Here is a 17,778-nt window from a genome sequence, read left to right as displayed (position 1 = left end):
AGTCAATTCGCATTCCGCGAAATTCTTAAAATCGGCTCAGAAGCAAGCAAAGCAAAGTGCAACTATTTGAGATGCATTAGCTGATCAAGGGTACATTCGCCGCTGCGAATTTTCTCTACAAGGTGGAGGTAATTCTCGTCATCGGAACGGCTGTATGTTTCATCCGTATTCATAATCGGTGCTGTCCCGGAATTACCCATGAAGCTTCGCATTTGATCAGCCTCCCCCTGCATGACGACTACAGGTGACCTTCTCTCTTGCAGCGTCTGCTGGAGAGATCGCATTGCATTTACACGCTCCAATGGAGCCGTGCCTGATATTCGCTCCATGTTCTGTCTCGCATGATCACTCATATGCATACCGCCCTCTTCCCACAAGGGCCAATTAATGGCGAGTGTAAACCCGTGACGTTCTCCCTGCTGAACACGTTCATTGCGGTATTCGGAATATTCGTCCATAAACGCATTCGCTGCCGCATAATCGGCCTGACCCACATTGCCATGCACCCCGGCAAGCGAGGAAAACAATACAAAAAAGTCCAGCTTGAAATACTGGCTTGCTTCATCCAAATGAACCGTTCCAGCGACTTTTGGAGCCAGCACCTCCTCGATGTCATCAAGCTCTTTCCGGATCATATAGCTGTCGCGAATCAAGCCCGCATTATGAATAATTCCATGCAATACGCCGTAATTTCGGCTGATTTCCAGCATCAGTTCATCTACAGCTACTCTCTTCGAGACATCCGAACGCCGATAGATGACCTCTGCCCCCATCTGTTCCAGCAACGCCATCTGCTGGCGATCTGAATCATCCGGTTCCGAGCGCCCCGTAAGGATGAGTACTGGATGTTCCGCCTGCTCGGCGATATGCTCCGCTATGATAGATCCGATTGCTCCCAGACCGCCTGTAATCAGATACACGCCTCGATCTTTCCAAGGCAGCTCGACAAAGGATGAATGCGAAGAACCGACCTCTTTCCACAATGATGTATATCTTTTATCGTTCTGATAGCGGATATGTGTGTCGCCAGCGCTTTGACTGCTTTCCGTCAGTATCTGCACCACTCGTTCGGTACTCTGAAGCTCATCTGCTTCAATGATTTGAATGATGACTTTCGGATTTTCCAATTCAGCCGTTTTCAGCAAGGCGGATAATCCTCTGAATAATTTGAATTGTGCCCGCTTGGCAACCAGCAGTTGAATGAGTACAGCACCTTCCGGTCTAGCTTTGAGCAACTGTTGCACATAATGATAGGCCTTCTTAACAGCAAACAAGTATTGCTCATGCATCAAGTCGGAATGACCAACTCGATCCGCTGGGTCTGGACCAAGGGATACATACTGCACATTCGGAAGTTTGGCAGCCATGACGTGTTCCTGCTCTGTCCAAGGGCCAGATAACATGACGATATGACGACTGTATACCACCTCAGGCACAACTACAGCTTCCTGCTCCTTCCACTCTCTTGCAAACATCAGTGTTTGTGATTCGGTTGGAGATGATGTTTTCCCCATCTGAATCTCTCCCTTCAACGGTTTGCTGGTGAAGCCCTCGAATTGCACACATACATTTCCATCTTCATCACACAAGTCAATATCCAGCTTTTGCAGCGAATAAGAAGGTTTATGTCCGCTACTGTAACGAATATAAGCCCACATGTGTGCTGTACAAGGACGGTGGAAAACGGCCCGCTCCAGTGCAAAAGGAAGCAGCGGACTATGACTAGTTTGCAGTCTGTGATCATCAGGCATTGAATGTGCAAGCAGCAATCCAATGGCGGACTGCAAAGCCGCATCTGTCATGGACGGATGAAGGACGAAGTCACGAGCGGAGTCCTTCACCCGGGCAGGCAGAGCGAGCTTGGCCAGCACCGCGTTTTCTCCCGTATAGACCGTTTCGATCCCTCGCATGGCTGCGCCATAGTGCAGTCCCATCCGTTCAAAGGCCTGATAGCATTCATCCGCTGTCCACGGCTTGATGCATCTGTTTCGTATTTCTGCCAGATTCAGCCTTAAGTCTTGAGATTCGGTACTTAGCAAAGCCAAACCCTGACTGTGCAGCAACTCGGCTGACGCATCTTGGGTGTATACTTCATAGTGAATGTCTCCCTGCTCTTCCGTATACAAACGCACATGAACGTCGGTGGCCTGATCGGTTATTACCACTGGCCTGCCCCAGATGATATTTTCCAGCACGATCACCTCAGGCACGGAATCAGCATGTTCTACAGAGCGTTTCACAGCCTCGCGAGCCATTTCCAAATAGGCCACTCCCGGAAGCACCCGGTAGGATCCGACCTGGTGATCTGACAGGAAAAATTCATCACCGCTGAACCGCGAGGTAAAGCGCTGCTCCGATAACAGGGAGGTATTATGGTGAAGCATCGGATGAAGCACAATGGTATTGCGGGAATCTGCCTCGGTGGTATTAGCAACATGCAGCGGCATTCCTTTGGCGTCAGGCAGCCAATATTTTTCCCGCTCAAACGGATAGGTGGGCAGACTTATTTTGCCTGGCGTTATTGCACCATATATTTGCTTCCAGTCCAGCTTCGCGCCATTCACCCATAATTCCAGCAATTGATCCACGTTAACTTGCATCATGGCCTGTCTGACATCTTCTGAAGGAGGTATGGTTCCTTCTTGCTCGGTGTCTAAAGGAGTATACGAGGTTCGATTAACCCGTCCTCTGTATATTCCGGGAATGGCTTGTTTTAACTTCCCGGTTTGAATTGTGGCAAGTCTAGCCATTAGTTCACGTATCGTGCTTGCTGTAAAAGCCAATCGTTCTTCCATTGCCTCTCTGCCGGTTTGAAGTGTATAGGCCAGCTTGTCTAACATCTGATCATCCAATGTTCTGCGGCTAATATATAGTAGAAGTTTCTCCGCCACAGCAACCAGCCTTTCTTCATTTCGGGCAGACAAAACGATCATTACCGGTTGCTCTGACTTACGCCCTATTCTGCCAGCAGAGCTTTCTATCACAGGGAAAGAAGGTTGAGCAGGAGCAGGAATGTATTCTTCAACGATTACATGAGCGTTTGCGCCCCCGGCGCCAAATGAGGATACACCGGCAATGCGCGGTATTTCCCGCATCTGTCCGTCCACCTCAACCATCGGTCTTGACCAATCGCTCGCCTTCTGCTGTACGATGAACGGCGTGTTCTTGAAGTCAATTTCCCTGTTCAGCTCTCCGGCATGCAGGCTGGGTGCAATCTGACCATGCTTCAACTGAAGAATAATCTTGGTGAGTCCGCCAATCCCGGCAGCCGATTCCATATGTCCAACGTTGCTTTTCAGTGATCCGATGGAACAGTATCCTTTATCCTGCGTATCCTGGCGGAACGCACGGGCAAGTCCGGCCATTTCAATCGGATCTCCCAGGCTTGTCCCGGTTCCATGAGCTTCAATATAGCTGATCCAGCGGGCATCAATACCTGCTATGTTGATCGTCTCCCGAATCAGGTCTCCCTGGGCTGCAGGATTGGGAACCATATAGCCATTCGTTTTGCCGCCATGGTTAATGTGGGTTCCGCGGATGACCGCATGGACCTGATCACCATCTTCAACCGCTTTGGACAGCTGTTTCAGGATAACCACCCCCACGCCTTCCCCAGGTACAAAACCGTCTGCCTCCTGAGCGAAGCTTTTGCATTTACCGTCAGCTGCCAGCATCTGCTGGGCACACAAGGCAACATAGCTTGAAGGATGCAGATACAGGTTCACCCCGCCTGCAATCGCTGCCTCACATTCGCCGCGGCGAATGCTTTCACATGCTTCATGGATAGCCGTGAGTGAAGAGGAGCACATCGTATCCACCGGCATGCTGGGACCATGGAGGTTCAGCAAATAGGAAACCCGGTTTGCGACCGAACTGAACGAGGTCTGCGGGAACCATTCACTGCCTTCATTCCATAGAGGCGGGCCGTAGAGGTTGAAGCCACTTTTGGTAATGCCCGCGAACACCCCCACTTTGCCATTGTACTGTCGATCCATCTGTTCCCTTGTATAGCCCGAGTCTTCAAGCGCTTCCCATACGGTTTGCAAAAAGAGCCTTTCCTGCGGGTCCATGTTCATGACCTCTCGGGGAGAGAGCTGGAAGAACAGCGGATCAAAATCGGCGTATCCTTCGATGAAGCCACCCCATTTGCTGTAGCTTTTGCCTTTACGTGCGGCTTCCTTGCGATCCGGTTCATAGAATCCTTCAAGTGACCAGCGTTCTTCCGGGATTTCCGTGATGCAGTCCTTGCCTGAAATCAGATTGTCCCAAAATTGCTCCAGATTATCTGCCTGCGGATATTTTCCGCTAATGCCGATAATGGCAATCGGTTCATTGGCAGCCAAGTTGAGAGATGCCGTGATGGGTACAGGCTTTGCCGGATGTAAAACAGGTTTGTGCATCGTCCTTTCCACTGCGGAAACGGTTGGCTGAATATGGGATTCGAGCGTTTGTTCCGGCTCTTTTTCAGGCAGATTCGGTAGAGCCGCCGCCAGCAGCTCCTGTCTGTGCTGTTTCATAAAATAATGAATTAATGATGCAAGTGTTTTGTGCTCAAAAAACAGCGTGGTGTTCACGCCGTCAAAATGCTTGCGCAACTGATTCGTCAGTTGAACAATCAGGATGGAATCGATGCCGTAAGCCTCCAACGGTTCGGACTCATCGATGTGTTCAGGTGACATCCGGATAACCTCTCCGACCAGACATTTGAAAAATGCCAGGCTGGCCTGCCACATCTGATCGGAATCCAGTTCTGACTCCGACTGTGACTGTTGTTCTATCTGCATTTTGTCCATGTTCATGACCGATGTGTTTTCAGAAGAAATCGGCTCATGATTCGACCTGGATTCCGCAGGAGGTGTGGCCATGGAAATATAGCCGTCGCTGAAGGCGGTGATGATCTGCTGCCCAAGACTCTCACCTGGTTCGGTAGGCAGCATTGCCTGTCCAAACCCGTTCTCTTGTAGCGCCTTCTGCCATTGCTGCTTGCCAAGAACTGGGGAACCCCCGATACGGATATCATCATCTTCATACAGCCACCACCCTTCCAGCAAACCAAATGTCAGGTGGCTAAACAGCGAGCTGCGAGTCAATTCATTCAGCAGAAGCAGGCCGTTTTGTTTCAACAGATAGTGTACGTGACCCAGGGTGCGGCTTATGTTCCGGGTAGCATGAAGAACATTGGCTGCGATGACCAGATCATACCTCCCCAGATCATAGGATTGTTCGGCAGGAGGCTTTTCGATATCCAGCATGGTGCAGTTCAGATAAGGGTAATTCTCCCCATAGATCTTTTCTCCATGCAGCAGGAATGCTCTGGAGATGTCGGTGTATGCATACTCCGCAATAGAGGCGGCAAAGGGTTTTATCCGCTCAAGCACCTTTTCGGTCGTTCCTCCTGTCCCGGCACCGATTTCAAGAATCCGCAAGCTGGCCTGCGGATTGGATTCAAGCCGCTCGGCAAGGTACGCTGCGGCGGTATCGGCCAGTATTTCGTTGAAATAGTCTGCTGCTGAATTATGCTTGTAAATATTCTGCACCATATCCATCGCTCCGTCGGGGAACATGATATTGGTGGCAGCCAGTTCTCCTCTGACAATCTCCGGCAGGCTGCGTATCATCTGGTCGACTAACTTAACCTGGGGCGCAAAATCCGGGTCCAGCAGCCAGTGCTTCATACGCTGGTCCCATGCCGACCACATTGAGTCAGAAGCAAGAGACTGTTCCGACAACGTATACTGCTCTAAGCGCTTTTTACTTTCCTTCATCCAGCGATCATAGATGGCAATAGGACGGTATGCCGAATCAGATGAGGCCATCTGCTGCAACTGAATCGATAGCAGTCCGGCCAGCATGGACTCGAATTCATCGTTAAAGGCAGCCCACTTTTGTTGAATCGGCTTCACGTTGAGCTGTTGCCCAGAAATTCGATTCATGAGCTGATGGCGCCCTACTTGCTTGGCTTCAGGCGCTGCAATAAACATATGGTCCAACTCTGTGCCTTCCACTGCCCCTGGCTTGTCCGTCTGAATGAACGCCAGCTGATGCTTGCCTCCTGCCATCAGCAGTTCCAGCGCCCGCATGGCATCCTCAGGATGTATGGAACCAATTCCCGACTGATTCAGTCTTTGCTTGAAAGCGGCAGGCACCTGACTGGCGATGCCGGTCTCAGCCCAGTAACCCCAATTCATCACTTTTACAGGGAATTTCCAGGATTGTGCTGCAGTGCTCATGCCATCGATAAAGGCACATCCAGCGGCATATCCGGCTTGTCCAGCTGGTGTGGTGAACGAGCTCATGGAGGAGAAAAACAGCATAAAATCCAGAGGCTCCTGTCCAAAAATGTCCATCATATTCACACTGGCATCCAGCTTGGAAGACAATACATTGCGGAAATAATCTAGAGTCATCTGAGACAGACTTTGATCCATCAGGCCCACCGCAGCATGCACGACCCCGTGAATGGCTGGCGCCAATGGTTTGATCTGGCGGTATGCCTCCTGCAAGCTGTGCTTGTCGGCTGCATCCGCAGAAATATACAACGGTTCGGTTCCCAAATCGCCAAGGCGTCTGCATAACTCTTCGATCCGTGCATCGACCGTTCTTCGGCCAATCCAGATAAGCCGCGCCTGATAGCGCCGAATCATATATTCACTCCATGCTTCCCCAATGCCGCCCGCACCGCCAATAACGACGTAGACGCCATTTTTTCTGAATGCTTCATGCGTGTCACCCATAGAGCAGACGTTCACAAGTATACTTTCATACCCTTTTCCATTCCGCCAGGCGCGCGTATTCCCATCCCATATCCCTGGAAAATGGCGTTCGGGATGCGCTCCGATGTCATGGACATCATCCACATCCAGATGGCAGACCCTCCAATCCGGCATTTCTTTGGCGAGGGAACCTGCCAGTCCGCTAATTCCGGCGTGCGCAGGATAGATGGCTTCTCCAGCCAATACGTTGCAGGCCCTCTCCGTTATGATGGTCAGATCGAGTCTGCGTGCGTCGTAGCCCAGATTCATCAAGACTTTAATGAGGAGAAATGTCTGAAACAATCCCTGGTTCTGCTCATTCATCACTTCCACAGCATGCTCCGGTCCATGAATGATGCTTGAGGGCGGCACAATCCAGACCAGACGGCTGATTACGCCATGGCGCTTTAACTTGAGCTCTAGTTCTGTTTCCGATGCATCCCATTCAACCGCAACAGGTCGCAGGTCGGGATGCCATTGCTGAATGACGGCATGCTGCCTCGACGTCCCGCCTATGATAATCCCCGAACCACCGAAAGACATGGACATAGGTTGGGTTACATCAGGACTGGTCGATACTTCTCTCCAACTTGGCGCATAAGTCATCGCTCCCGAGAGCGGAATTGGTGTCAGTGTCTGCTTCTCCGGGGTGGCGTAAGCTATTGTTTCATACGGTAGTGGCTTTGCAAATGTATTGGACTCTTCCTGAAAAACGCCGGATGGTTCCCCAGGGTACGGTCTGTGCAAAATCGTCAGCCCTATGAATTGCAGGACTATTTTTCCCTGGTCGTCACATAGATCGATCTGCACTTTGCTAGCCGTTCCGGAAGAATTCTGTTCCGGCAAAAGACGTACCCATGCCCAGACGGAATCCGGGCAATCTCGATAGATTACAGCCTGATCCAAGGAAAAAGGGGTAACTCCCCCTTCCTTGAATTGCGGCAATCCGATGCATGCCTGTATAGCTGAATCCACCAGCGCCGGATGCAGACCGTACTCCTCAGCCGTGGATGCAAGAGATGGCGGAAGTTTCAACTGTGCGATGACTTGCCCCTCTCCAATATGAAGACGCTGAATCCCCTGATGACCCGGTCCATAAAACAGGCCGGACTGCTCAAAGAAACGGTAACATTCAGCAGCCGTCATCGATTGTTTTCCGCATTGCAACAGCAAGGATTCCAGATCGATCGTTGGATAGGATGAGGCTTGACGAGTGGACGTCGAAATCGTTCCTATATGATGTACATTCCGTTTGGATGGTTCGGATCGTACGGATATCGGGTTGTTTTCCCCGCTGGTTATTTCATAACGGATCTCCCCTGTATCCAGCGGAGTCAATCCCAATTGCGCTTGGAGCCTGCCCGGTGTGTCTGAATGCAGTTCCATCCCCAGCGGCACAGTCCAGTAGATGTCGCGAATAACAATAACCCTGTCCTGCCGGGATGTATCTGTCGGAATAACCTGTTCCACCGCTGCCCTGGCCATTTCGAGGCAGGCCGCCCCTGGCATGATTTTACGATTGTGAATGACATGATCGTTCAGAAAAAATTCCTGTCCGCTCCACTCTGAACTGAAACGAATCCCTTGCAGATCCGATGTATTTCGCTGGAGAAGCGGGTGAAGATAAGATGTCGGTACAGGTTGTCCCGATTTTCGCTCCTTCTGTTCAGGAACCCAATAACGTTCTGTGGCAAACGGATAAGTGGGCAGACTGATTCGCTGGGGCGTCCTTCCCGTGTAACCTTCAGACCACGGAACCTCAAGACCCTTCACCCAAAGATCCAGCAGCTGTCCATACTTGTGTTTGCGGACCCAGCTTTTTACCGTTTCCTGCATATCTGCATCCTCTGCCAGTGCAGCGATGGAGGCTCTGTGGGACTTTATTTTGCCTCGATAGATGTTATCAGCCTTCTCCGGATCATGAATATAAGCGTCCAGCCGGTCTTCTATTTCAGCAATGGAATCTGCCACAAAAGCCAGTCGTTCTTCCATCGCAGCACGCCCTGTCTGAAGTGTGTACGCGAGCTGAGGCAGATGACGATCCTCATATCGTCCCGATTGCAACACCGCCAGCAATTGCCGAGCCTGTTCCTGAAGTCTTTTTTCGGTTTTGGCTGACAGTACGATGCATACTGAAGTAGCTTTGTTCATTGCGTCTTCGTGAGCTGGATGAAGGGTCCTATCAGAATGGGCTACCGATTCAGCCGGAATATACTCTTCAAGCAGCACATGTGCGTTTACGCCTCCGAATCCGAAGGAACTCACTCCTGCTCGTCTTGGCAGCATTCTGCCGGCAGAGTCATTGAGCGCTTCCCATGACTTGTTCTCATCGACGATGTAAAAAGGACTTCCTTCCAATTGAATGTAAGGGTTAGCTCTCTTATAATGAACCGTCTTCACGAGCGTTTTGTATTTCATTTGCAGCAGTACCTTAATGACCCCGGCAATGCCCGCAGCAAGCTCCAGATGTCCAATGTTGGTTTTGATGGAGCCCAGTCCGCAGGAGGCTGAGGTTGTCATATTGGGTTCCACAGTTGCAGGAGTCTCCTGAAACGCGATCTTCAAGCCATTAATTTCAATGGGATCACCAAGGGGCGTGCCTGTTCCATGAGCCTCAATGTATCCTATGGTAGAAGGGTGCACACCAGCCTTTGAATATACGGATTTAATCAAGTCGGCCTGTGCTCGCGGATTCGGTGCGGTGAGCGATGCGGCCCGTCCACCGTGATTTTCATCCGTAGCACGAATCAGGCCATATATGTGGTCACCTGCTTGCTCAGCGGCCCGTAACCCTTTCAAAAAAATCATGCCAACGCCTTCTCCGCGTACATATCCGTTAACCTCATCGGAGAATGTTCTACAACGTCCATCCGGACTCAGCATCCCCGCTTTATTGAAACTGATATGATAGTCCGGGTCCAGAATGGTATTAACTCCACCCACTATAGCAGTATCACAGTCTCCATTTCGTATCGCCTGAACAGCCCTATGAAGTGCCACCAGCGAACTGGAGCATGCCGTCTCCACGGGTTCGCTTGGACCGTGTACATTCAGGAAAAAGCTCATTCGGTTAGGACCTACGGAAGCCACATGGCCTGTCGAGGTATATCCTTCGATTACGGTATCCGCCTGTGCCAACAGACGATGATACCCGCTGCTCGCAGTGCCAACAAAGATACCCATTCTTGAACCGGACAAGCTCGGTGGTGCATAGCCCGCATCTTCAATAGCTTTCCAGGCATACATCATCAAAAGCCGCTGCTGCGGGTCCATCAATTCCGCTTCACGCGGGGAAATGCCAAAGAAGCCAGGATCAAATTCGGCGACACCCTCCATAAATCCGCCCCATTTGATGTTGGTTTTGTTGTGAGCCTGATCGGGGTCTCCGTAATAGGCTCTCCAGTCCCACCGCTCCGGTGGAATTTCCGAGATGCAATCCCGTCCCTGAAGCAGGTTATCCCATAATGCGTCAATGTCCTTCGCCATCGGAAAACGGCCGCTCATGCCAATAATAGCGATGGGTTCCGGTGCCTTATGATTATGATGATCGGATTCAGGAAGGCCGGATTCTCTATGGCGTTCGGAGGATGATATTGAACCTCCTATTTGTTCTTTCTGCTCAGAGGAATCTTTCGTTTCCTTTGGAAATGTATATGGGTTACGGATCGAAAACGAATCAGTCTGTTCCACCTGTCCGAGCAGATTAGAGGAGACACCTTCTGTCTCCTTCTTCTGTGATGAGTCATCAGCATGCAGTCCCTCGGTGTCCATGTGTTTCTCAGGCAAAAGTGTATCCCACTGTTTCGGATAGGCTCCGACAAGATGTCCTGTTAAAGACCTTAGGGTGGAGTGCTCAAAGAAAACAGTAGGTGTAAGTTGAAGCGCATAGTGCTCATTAAGAATACCGGCGAAATCGGTAAACGAAATGGAATCAAATCCATATTCGCCAAATTCCACATCTGGAAAGATGTCGGTCCGGTTTACCTGCAACAAGTCAGACATATGATCCGTTAAAGCGTCTTGGACTCTGGAAACGAGCAGCCGTTTTCGCTCATCCTCTGTCGGCCATGTTCGTTTTTGCGACTCAGGGACGTCGCTTGGGACGGCAACAGACGTCATGGATTGTGAAGGAGCTGTTGACACGTTCCATATCGACGGCAGATCCACCGAACCTGCGGAATCAGACATTACACCTGACAGAAATACGTCCGCTTCACCGTAAAAAGCCAGCACTTGGGATGAACCGCTGTTCATGGCCATATGCAGCAGTTTGATTCCGATAGAGGTGTCCATCGGGTGCATTCCCCATTGGCGGCGAATTTTCTGCTCCGCTGCTGCCCCTGGTTGCATGCGTCCTTCCTTCCAGAGCGGCCAGTTGATAGCGAGCGTTGTGCCTTTACGCTGTCCGTTCCGAACCAGCCCATCTCGGTATGTGGCGTAAGCATCCATGAAAGCATTCGCACAGGCGTAATCCGCTTGACCCGGATTGCCTGTCACAGCAGCCAATGAAGAGAACAGGACAAAAAAATCGAGCGCCATGTGGGCGGTCGATTCATCGATCCATATCGTGCCATCCACTTTGGGAGCCAAGACGGAGCGCAGTTCTTTTGAATCTTTGAGCCGTAAGGCACGATCTTTCACGACACCTGCCGCATGAATAATGCCGTTCAGCTCACCGTAATCAGACTGAATCTCCTGTACCAGTCTCTGAACTGCTTCACGTGAAGTGATGTCCGCTTTCCTGTATAGCACGTGATTTCCGTTCAATTGAAGCTGTTGAAGATGGGCCTGCTGCTCTGCGTTTGGAGTCGAGCGGCCGTTTAACAAAATCGTGGCATTCCTGATCTGACTGACAAGCGTACGTGTCAATGCTAATCCGAGTCCGCCGATGCCTCCGGTTATCAGATATACCCCACCGTCTTTCCAGGACAATGAATTGCCAGCGGAGTGAGCAGATAGCTCATGCCAGACTCTTGTCTGCCTGATGCCGGGAGCTGGATAGCGGGCAATTGCGTTTTCTGAATGACGGCTCTCTGAAGCCACTTTATCAATCAGTTCTCCTGTTTGTATGGAGGATTGCAGCTGAATGAGCTGGCATGTCAACTGTCGATGCTCTCTTGAAGCCGTCAATAACATCCCGGCAAGACCGTTGAGCAGACCGCCCTGCCCCTCTTCCTCGAAAGGAATAACGAGCTGAATAAGTGTGCTTCCGGTTTCCGTGTTCACCATTTGGCTGATTTCTTCGAGCAGGTGTGCAGCTGATTCAGTAAAAAAGCCTGCAAGCGGGTGCAGCAATGCATCATCTTGCTCCAATCGCTCTGCGGATGCAAATGCGTCCGTTGCCAGTCGCACACAGCGAGCATGAGGGAACGATTCACGCAATGAAGATAGCTGCCCGGCAAAATGATCCGAAATCAAGATCAGATGACTGTTGTACTGAGCGGCTGATCGGTCGGAAGAGATCTCAAGGGGCTTCCATTCCGGCACCATTAGAATTGGCCTCACGCTTTCTTCCTTCTGTGTATCGAAATCCTTCTCCAGAATACGCGGCGTAAATCCGGTCATGCGTATACGTACCACTCCGTCCATGTCGCACAGTTCTACATCCAGCTTGTGAATTTTGCTGTCCCGGCTGTTTCCTGAATTGTACGTGGCAACCACCCACATCTCCGCTGTGCAGTGGCCCAGAATATCCAACTGCTCCAGCGCAAACGGCAGAGCAGGCCTGCCGGAGGCAGCCTGCTCCGTCACAATGCCGAGCAGATATCCGATGGTGACCTGAAGTGCCGAGTCCATCAAGCTGGGATGAAGAATATATTTCTCACCCGAAGCCGTCAGAGATTGCGGGAGTGACAAGTGTGCTATGACACGATCCTGTCCAACATATACGGATTGTATCCCGCGTAAGCTCGGCCCAAGGACAATGCCAGTTTGAGCGGAGGCAGCGTAGAATGCTTCGGCATGGACCGGGCTGGGTTTGCAAGCTGCAAGTTCGGATTGAATATCCCGCTCCATCTGGACCGGAAGCTTGGCAAGCATGACTTGGCCCTGACTGTATACCTGTTTATGTTGATCGCTTTCCTTTCCCTGCTCCTGAACAATTTCAAAGTGCATCGTTTCGTCACCCTCTGTCTGCTCGACAGGACGAAAACGGATGGCAAAGGACGCGGATGTTTCATCCAGAATTAACGGGGCAGACCAGATCACGTTTCTCAAGCGAATCATCCTGGATTCCGAGAAATCACCCCAGGCTTTATCTGCTGCAAAGCACACCCACTCCAAATGAGCCACACCCGGAAGCACTTTCATCCCCTTCACCAAGTGATCCTTGAAAAAGAATTCCTGACCACTGAACGTGGACGAATATTGCAATTGCCTCACGCTGGATGTGTTTCTGTGAACCAGTGGATGCAGCACCATTCCAAAAGAATGTCCGGCACTCGACGGCTGTTTAACCCGCTGAGTTTCTTCATGTGCCGGTACCCAGTAGTCGTCCCCTGCAAATGGGTAAGTTGGGAGCGGGATACGCCGTGCAGAGATTGGAAACAGCTTGTCGAATGAAAGATCGTAGCCCTGTACATACATTTCGCAGAGGGCTGACAAATGCTCCAGATAAACAGACGAATCCTCCGTTTCCCGGCACTGCCTTATACATTCGGCGGCGTATCGCTTCAACGAGGCGTTGCCGCGTTGTTCGTTTCGATTAACGAATCCGCTGGTTACCGAAGTGCTCTCCCCTTTCGCAAGCCACTCACTCAACTGATTTGCAAGCTGCTCCCCGTTGCGGGCAATGCAGATCATTCGATGGGCCGAGTGAGGTCTGCCTGTAAGCAAGGTATAACTCATGTGCAGACTTCCCACCGCGGAGTTTTCCTTTGCATAGGACACAAGCTGCTCAGCTTGCTGACGCAGTTGGTCCGCAGTGCGGGCTGACAGTGCAATCAGATAGCCGGGACGCAGATCCGACTTGGCAGCCGGACGCGGTGGTGCCTCTTCAATGACCATATGGGCATTGGTTCCGCTGAATCCAAATGAACTGATCGCAGCCCTTCTCATCTGTCCTTTTTCCGTGTCCCATGCTTTGGTCTCCGTATTGACATAAAAAGGACTGTCGCCGAACGAAATGTTGGGATTGGCCTTTTCCATATGCAGCGAAGCTGGAATGCGCTTGTGACGCAAGGAAAGCAAAACCTTGATCAATCCGGCAATGCCCGCTGCTGTTGCTAGATGCCCGATATTGGTTTTGATGGAGCCCAGCGCACAGTATTGCTTCTGATCCGTATATGACGAAAATGCGTTAGTGAGCGCTTGGAACTCGATCGGGTCCCCTAGCCGGGTTCCGGTTCCATGCGCCTCTACCAGCTGAATGCTGGCCGGATCGATACCAAAGCGATCATAGACCTGTTTCTCCAGAGCAGTCTGCGATTTGGCACTTGGTGCGGTAATCCCGTTGGTTGTACCATCCTGATTAATGCCTGTTCCGCGAATTACGCCATGTATGTGATCTCCATCACGTATAGCATCACTGAGCCGTTTCAGCAGAACCGCTCCAGCTCCTTCTCCTGGCACAAAACCGTCTGCCCGTTCATCAAACGTATGACATCGCCCGGTGGTTGAAAGCATGCCGGCACGGTTGGCATCCATATAGAACTGGGGAGTCGATTGAATAAACACCCCGCCCGCAAGCGCCATTTCCGTTTCCCTCGCCCACAGCGACTGACACGCCAGATGAATCGCCACCAACGAGCTGGAGCAGGCGGTATCTACCGCAATGGCAGGACCTTTCAAATCGAGATAATAGGCGATCCTGGCCGGAATGATGGACCCGGCTTTCCCCCAGAACGACTGAGCCGGAGGCTGTTCACCCATCAGCTGTCCATAATCCATTTCCGTACAGCCTACATATACGCCGCATTTGCGGCCCTGCATCGAGAGGCCGGCATAACCGGCATCCTCGAATGTTCTCCAGGCTTCCTCCAGAAAAATCCGTTGCTGAGGGTCCATGTAGGCCGCTTCTTGCCCGGAAATGTTAAAAAAGAGCGGATCAAACGCATGAATGTTATCCAAAAAGCTGCCCTGGTCGCAAAACGAAACATCCGCTCCATAATGCTTGGCAAGATTCCAGCGCTGCTCGCGTTGGATCAGGTCATCTCCCTTTTCGAGATGCGACCACAATTCCGCTACGTCGCGCGAACCCGCAAATCGGCCGCTCATGCCAATGATCGCCACCGGCTCATACGTTGTCAGCTCTTCGCTTTTGTTTCCCAATCCGTCACTTTCAATCCGGAATCGGGTGGTGACACCGGCAGAATCGGCTGGAAGAGTGGCAGCGACAGGCTGATAGCGCATATATTCCGGCACGTTGATGACAATTTTGCCGATATTTTTTCGTTGATCCATGCAACGATAGGCTTCCTGCAATCTGTCCATCGGGAATGTTTGACCGATCAGGGGACGGATGACCCCTTCTTCTACCCAATGCATCATCTCTTGCCTGTATTCCGCAAGCATTTCGGGCTGCTCCATGCCCAGCTTGCGCAGATCCAGACTGTAGAAGCTCTGGTTGTGATTGAGTCCCGACAGGTTGACTGCATGGGCGCTTTTGAGAGCTGTCATCGCGATCTCGATGTATCTTCCGTTCCGCGCAAGACAGTTTAGTCCTTTTTGCAGCGCCTCGCCTGGCAGGGTATTTAGAATGACGTGTACCCCTTCTCCGTTCGTGAGCTGTTGTACTTCCTGTTCAAAGTCCGTAGTGGCATAGTTGATTACATAGCTGGCGCCCATTTCGCGCAAATACTCCAGCTTGTGCTGCATGCTGGCCGTGGCGAAAATTTCTGCACCAAGATGGCGGGCAAGCTGAATGGCTACAAGTCCGACACCTCCGGTCGCCGTTTGGATCAAAACCCGTTCGCCGGGTTGAATATTGGCTTTGCGGAAGGCGGCAATGACGGTCATGGCTACGACGGGCAGCGAGCAAGCTTCCTCATGAGTAAGCCGATCAGGTTTGGCAAACACTTGCTCTGCTTTACACGTAATGGCGGTGGCATGCGCTCCGAGAGAGGCATCTGCATAGAACACTACCTCATCGCCGGTTTTTACCGTTGTAACGGAGGAACCTGTTTCGACTACAATACCGGCTGCCTCAAAGCCTGGAGTGAACGGATACGGCGGCATGGTTGGATACAGGCCTCGAATACAGAGCAAATCCCCAAAATTCAGGGAAAACGCTCTGACCGAAATGCGCACTTCGTCAGGCCGCAGCTCCTGCACAAGGATCTGATGAAGCTGAAGATCGCTGATCTCCGAGGGGCTGCCAATATGTGTGTGATAAAAATAAGAACCCGGGGTCTTGTCATTGATTCGGGTATTGGGTGCTTCCGCGTTGCTGCTGTCCACAAAGGGAGTCGATGGATAATTAACAGATTCGGAAGGCAGCGATGTGCCCGGAAAAATGGTTGTCTCTTTATCTAATGCCATTGCAGCTGCCGGTTCTGGCTCCCAAGCCTGACTCTGCAAGAGCAGCGATTCGATCGTTTTTCCGTATTCCTGCAAAATGTGTTCTGTCAGACGATCCACATTGTTATAGTCGAATAGCACGGTTGTTTGCAAGGTCAGTTTGCACTTCTGATTAAGCACGTTGACCAGATGTACGGCAATAATGGAATCGACGCCATAGTCCGAGAAGCTGCGATTGTTCTGGATTCTGGACTGTTCCATTTTCAGGTCCTCCGCGATGCTTTCACGGATCGCCTTTTTCACAAACTGTTCAGTCATCTCCGCGGTGATGATCCCATGATCCGCAGCGGGCTGCTCCTGTTTATAGAACGATTCGCTCTGGTGTACGATATCGGCAGGACAACTGGGTTGAAAAACGTTCTTAACAACCGGTACAGATACATTAGCCCGAATGACGATACCGTCACTTTTGGCGGCAATGATGTGCTGTCCATAGCGGTCTGCCTGTGCTGACGGGTAATGAACGGAATGATAGCCTTCCCGCTGGAGCAGCTTTTTCCAGTTTGCGGCCGACAAGGCCGGACACCCCGGGATGCGGACATTCTCATCCGTGTACTGCCACCAACCCTCCAGCAGTCCGAAGGTCAGGTGATTTATTACGGTTTTGCGCGTAATCTCGTTTAACAGCAATTGTCCATCCTTTTTGAGTGATGCCTTGATCATACGAAGTGTGTCTCGGATATCCGGGGTGGTATGCAGTACGTTACTCGCAATAATGAGATCATACCTACCAGGTTCAATGCCTTGCTCGGCAAAAGGAATTTTCAAATCGGCAATTTTGTATGTCAAATAGGGTACCGAGGGGCCATACTGCTGTTCAGCATGCATAAGAAAGGCACGGGATATATCGGAATAACAATATTCCTGTATCTTGTGTGCGACAGGCTTTAACTTTTCAAAAACGACTTCGCTTGTGCCTCCGGTACCGGCGCCGATTTCCAGAATGCTTACTTTCCTGTGTTCTGTTATCTCGGACGTAAATTCACTGATCACGCTCAGCGCTTGTTCCGCAAGGATTCCGTTGAAATAATCGGCAATGGCGTGATGTTTATAAATACCTTCAACCATATGCATCGACGAGTCGGGAAACATCACCTCGGTAGCGGCCATATGCCCTTTGAGAATGTCCGGAAGCGCACGAATCGTCGAATCGGCCAATCTCGCATAAGCGCGCACATCGGGATGTGAGATCCAGCCCGGAAGTCTGCTCTCCCATTCCTCCCAGGATAACCGGGTCCAGGCAGCAATCTCTTCTGATTGGAGGCTTTCAACTGGATCAGGCAACTCCTGGGCATATTCGGCAAGCATCAGGCGACTTTCGATCAGCCATTTTTGGTAGAATGGGCGGACCGTTTTTTCAAACACAAAATGTTCGTCCATACATCCCGCATTGTGCAGCTGCCCCCATAATAACCGAATAAGAAGCCGTTCGATGCTGCTCATCTGCTCCTGAACTGAATCCATATGTTCTGTAATGATCATCTACTACACTCCCTTTGCATATCGGTCA

1 protein-coding gene is annotated in these 17,778 nt (G+C 51.1%); it reads right to left on the bottom strand.

Going from position 1 to position 17,778, the window contains the following annotated elements; all coding sequences use genetic code 11:
- Window positions 1-62: 62 nt before the first annotated feature.
- A complete protein-coding gene (locus ACR32F_RS15815) occupies window positions 63-17,750 on the bottom strand; it encodes an SDR family NAD(P)-dependent oxidoreductase (protein WP_440119623.1) in 17,688 nt (5,895 codons plus the stop codon).
- Window positions 17,751-17,778: the final 28 nt, after the last annotated feature.

Source organism: Paenibacillus hebaui, from assembly GCF_051934385.1.
Taxonomy (GTDB): Bacteria; Bacillota; Bacilli; order Paenibacillales; family Paenibacillaceae; genus Paenibacillus.
This window is presented reverse-complemented; position numbering and strand designations above follow the sequence as displayed.

Excerpts from the sequence above, each read along its gene's own strand:
- ACR32F_RS15815 (WP_440119623.1), bottom strand. The coding sequence starts at position 17,750 with ATGATCATTACAGAACATATGGATTCAGTTCAGGAGCAGATGAGCAGC.